This window comes from Shewanella sp. SP1S1-7 (assembly GCF_031932105.1).
Lineage (GTDB): Bacteria > Pseudomonadota > Gammaproteobacteria > Enterobacterales > Shewanellaceae > Shewanella > Shewanella baltica.
This window is the reverse complement of the sequence record NZ_JAUOEU010000058.1, coordinates 1-3898: the sequence shown is the minus strand read 5'-3', so window position 1 is coordinate 3898 and position 3898 is coordinate 1. Positions and strand designations below refer to the sequence as shown.

General features: G+C 46.1%; 3 protein-coding genes and 4 tRNA genes. 1 reads left to right on the top strand and 6 read right to left on the bottom strand.

Features of this window, described 5'->3' with window-relative positions; genetic code table 11:
• Window positions 1-152: 152 nt before the first annotated feature.
• The 4 genes from Q4Q49_RS21915 to Q4Q49_RS21900 all read right to left on the bottom strand — a co-directional run bounded on the left by Q4Q49_RS21915 (window position 153) and on the right by Q4Q49_RS21900 (window position 516).
• A tRNA-Thr gene (locus Q4Q49_RS21915) sits at window positions 153-228 on the bottom strand.
• 8 nt (window positions 229-236) lie between these two features.
• A tRNA-Gly gene (locus Q4Q49_RS21910) sits at window positions 237-310 on the bottom strand.
• 37 nt (window positions 311-347) lie between these two features.
• Window positions 348-432: transfer RNA gene (locus Q4Q49_RS21905), tRNA-Tyr, on the bottom strand.
• A gap of 8 nt (window positions 433-440) precedes the next feature.
• Window positions 441-516, bottom strand: a tRNA-Thr gene (locus Q4Q49_RS21900).
• Window positions 517-751: 235 nt separating this feature from the next.
• Here Q4Q49_RS21900 and coaA point away from each other — a divergent pair.
• A complete protein-coding gene (gene coaA, locus Q4Q49_RS21895; protein WP_312000435.1) occupies window positions 752-1702 on the top strand; it encodes a type I pantothenate kinase in 951 nt (316 codons plus the stop codon).
• Between the two features lie 27 nt (window positions 1703-1729).
• Here the strand turns inward: coaA and birA are convergent, their stop codons facing one another.
• A complete protein-coding gene (gene birA, locus Q4Q49_RS21890) occupies window positions 1730-2689 on the bottom strand; it encodes a bifunctional biotin--[acetyl-CoA-carboxylase] ligase/biotin operon repressor BirA (RefSeq protein ID WP_312000434.1) in 960 nt (319 codons plus the stop codon).
• On the bottom strand, window positions 2679-3707 hold the full coding sequence (gene murB, locus Q4Q49_RS21885) for a UDP-N-acetylmuramate dehydrogenase (RefSeq protein ID WP_312000433.1): 1029 nt from the start codon (window positions 3705-3707) through the stop codon (window positions 2679-2681). The genes birA and murB overlap by 11 nt, the downstream gene beginning before the upstream one ends.
• Between the last annotated feature and the right edge of the window lie 191 nt (window positions 3708-3898).

Genomic DNA, 3898 nt, shown 5'->3' with positions numbered 1-3898 from the left:
TGGGGCTTAATACGTTCAAATTTAGCTTTAGCCATGGTAATGCCTCAGTCCAAGAATCTTGGTGATGAAAACTAACATATAGAAAAAATCCGATGCATTAAAATGACATCGAACCGATTATGTTTAGGCGTAGGAGCTAAATTTAGAGAGGCTGGTGCTGATAGGCAGATTCGAACTGCCGACCTCACCCTTACCAAGGGTGTGCTCTACCAACTGAGCCATATCAGCAACTAATTTGGAGCGGACAGCGGGAATCGAACCCGCGTTATCAGCTTGGAAGGCTGGAGTAATACCATTATACGATGTCCGCGCAACCTAACTAAGGCTACCTAACTACCTAGAAAAAGTGGTGGAGGGAGAAGGATTCGAACCTTCGAAGGCTGAGCCGTCAGATTTACAGTCTGATCCCTTTGGCCACTCGGGAACCCCTCCACAGAAAATGGTGCCGGCACCAAGAGTCGAACTCGGGACCTACTGATTACAAGTCAGTTGCTCTACCAACTGAGCTATGCCGGCATTATCATTTCGGAACGGGATATTAGGTAAATGCGCTCCCAAGTGCAAGTAAAAAACACCTATTTACGTAAAAAAAGCGCTCGAACGGTGTTTTTTTACACGTTATCCAACTTTACCGACCAATTAAACAGCGAATACATCAAACGGTCACGGAAACACGGCTACAACCACCCATTTAGTATTGTTCCGAATAATTCCATAGTGTACTGTGCCTTTCCTAAGCTGAGGAAAGCCAATGACTTCTAAAAATTCAATTCAAAAAGCACTCTATCTCGCCTTTGAGCGCCTGCAATGGTCTGAGTTACGAGATTCAGTGCCGCTGACGCTGAGCGAGCAAGACTTGGAAAACCTTAGAGGCATTAATGAGAAGATATCCTTATCGGAAGTCACAGATATTTATCTTCCCCTTAGTCGGCTGCTCAATCTAATAGTCAAAGCTAAGCAACAACGTGGCTTAGTCGTTGATGAGTTTCTTGGCCAAAAGCCATCAAAAAGCCCTTACATCATTAGTATTGCTGGCAGTGTCGCCGTCGGCAAAAGTACCACAGCGCGTATATTGCAAGCCTTACTACAGCACTGGCCTGAGCACCCTAAGGTCGATCTGGTGACCACGGATGGCTTTTTGTATCCACTGGCAGACTTGAAGCGTAAAGGGTTGTTACAGCGTAAGGGATTTCCGGAAAGCTACGATATGAAAATGCTGGTTGAGTTTATCTCCGCCGTGAAATCCGGTCAGCCACATGTGAAAGCGCCTATCTATTCACACGTCACCTATGACCGTGTGAAGAATCAGCATCAAACCGTTTCTCAGCCAGACATCTTAATTTTAGAAGGCTTGAATGTATTACAGACTGGACTCGACTCCCCCGTTGATACCCGTCGTCCTTTCGTCTCCGATTTTGTCGACTTTTCTATTTATGTCGATGCGGAAGAACCTTTGCTGAAACAATGGTATAAAGAACGATTCTTGCAGTTCCGCTCTGGCGCATTCAGTGACAAAAAATCTTATTTTCATCACTATTCGACGCTAACCGACGATGAAGCCAATACGATTGCCGCCAATATTTGGGACACAATCAATGGCCCAAACCTACAACTTAACATTCAACCGACCCGTGAGAGGGCCCATTTGATCCTGCAGAAAGGTCAGGATCATTTGACGTCCCACGTACTGATGCGCAAATAGTCTTCTGTAAAATAGTCTCTTGAGTGCTTAGCGTGCCCTTAAGCTAATTTCACCGCCGATAAATGCTTGCACATCATCGGCGGTTTCGAGCAATACTGCACCTTGCTCATCAACACCGCGGCAAATCCCTTCGACCGATTTTTCACCCATAAGCAAACGTATTTCACGGCCATAAAATAAGTCTGCCGCTTGCCAACGAGCCTTGAATGCCGCTAATCCTTCACGTTCAAATAGCTGGATATCGCGCTTCAGTTGCTTCTGTAATTCGATAATAAGCGCAGTCTTATCTGGCATATCAACCAAATCTGACAGGTCACTCCAAGGCTGATCGATACCTTTGCCTTGCTCCTCTGACATCGCCATATTAACGCCAACACCAATGATCAGCTGACACTGACTATCCGCCTGTCCCGACATTTCAATCAAGATCCCAGCAAGCTTCTTGTTATCCAAATAGATATCATTCGGCCACTTAACCCCAATATTCTCGACCCCAAACGATTTAAGCACTTCAACTAGAGTGCACGCCACTACTAAACTTAAACCCATAGCCTGTGCCATTCCCTGCGGGAATGTCCAAAACAATGAGAAGTACAAGTGATGCCCATAGGGCGACACCCAAGTGCGACCTCGGCGACCGCGACCAGCAGATTGATACTCTGCCACGCACACATCGCCATTTTTTAGCTCAGTGGTATGGCTCAGCATAAAGCCGTTGGTGCTTGCGATCTCATCAAAATAAAAACAACGGTTATCAATTGACTGCACTAAACGTGAAGCATCAATCAAAGAGATGGGATTGGCTAACTTATAGCCGCGACCCTTAACGCTATAAATTGCCACACCATAAGTTTCTAACGCATCAATGTGCTTATTTACTGCGGCGCGCGAAATCCCAAGTTCTGTGGCTAGCTGCTCGCCTGAAACAAATTGACCGCTAAACAATAACGCTAATATCTGGCGCTTTCTTCCCCAATTATCCGACATACAAATCTCCTTCGCCGTTGGCCCCTATGATTCTAGGTTCCGCTTCTAGCACGACACCAAATTTATCCTGCACCTGCGTAATGACATGCCGTGCTAGACGACAAATATCACGCCCCGTTGCCTCACCTCGATTCACTAGCACTAAAGCCTGTTTGTCATGCACAGCCGCATTACCAAGCGCAAAACCTTTCAGTCCCGCTTGTTCAATCAGCCAACCAGCCGCCAATTTCACTGTTGCATCCGCTTGTGCGTAACCCACTATTGTCGGAAAACGCTGTGCTAAATCTAGATAACAGGTCGCACTAACAATAGGATTTTTAAAGAAACTTCCTGCATTGCCGAGCACTGCTGGATCTGGGAGCTTTTCACTGCGCACTTGGCATACGCGATCAAAAATCTCACGCGCAGTCACGGTTACTGGATCAAACGATTGCAATGGACCATAGGCCAAACACGGTTGCCAACGTTTAGCTAAGCGCAGTCCGACAGCTGTAACTACGGCAAGATCACGCAATTTGTCTTTGAAAATAGACTCACGGTAAGCAAATTGACATTCAGCTGTGCTTATACGCACAAACTCACCTGAGGGTAAATCAAGATACTCAACCCAATCACACACATCACAAAGCTCAACACCATAGGCGCCAATATTCTGTATAGGTGCTGCGCCAACCGTTCCAGGAATTAACGCCATATTCTCCAGCCCAAACATGCCACGCTCGAGCGTAAACCGAATTAACTCGTGCCAATTCTCACCCGCCTCAACCTCGAGATAAAACGCTTCTGCGTCTTCAGAGACTTTTATCCCCTTCGATAACATCCTGACAACTGTGCCGTTAAAGTCCTCTGTGAAGACCAGATTGCTACCGCCACCAAGCACCAACATAGGCAATTGCTGTTGCCATAGTGGCAAACACATTGCCCGAACAGCTTCTTTTGAGTGCGCCTCAACAAGATCGGCGCAAGACTGGGCCAAACCAAAGGAATTAAACGATTTAAGGCTATGAGATAGAGACATGTGTTTGATCAATGACGACAAAAGCACATTGTAACTGCTAAAAGCAAGGATTGCAGCTAACGCAGAGGACACGTATTGATGAAATAGTCATCGTGGAGTAGGCATTTAGGCGAAAAATCACGCTAAACTTAACAAATTGCATACGCAAAAAAGCCAGCTTATTCAGCTGGCTTCGTTACATCTCAATGAGA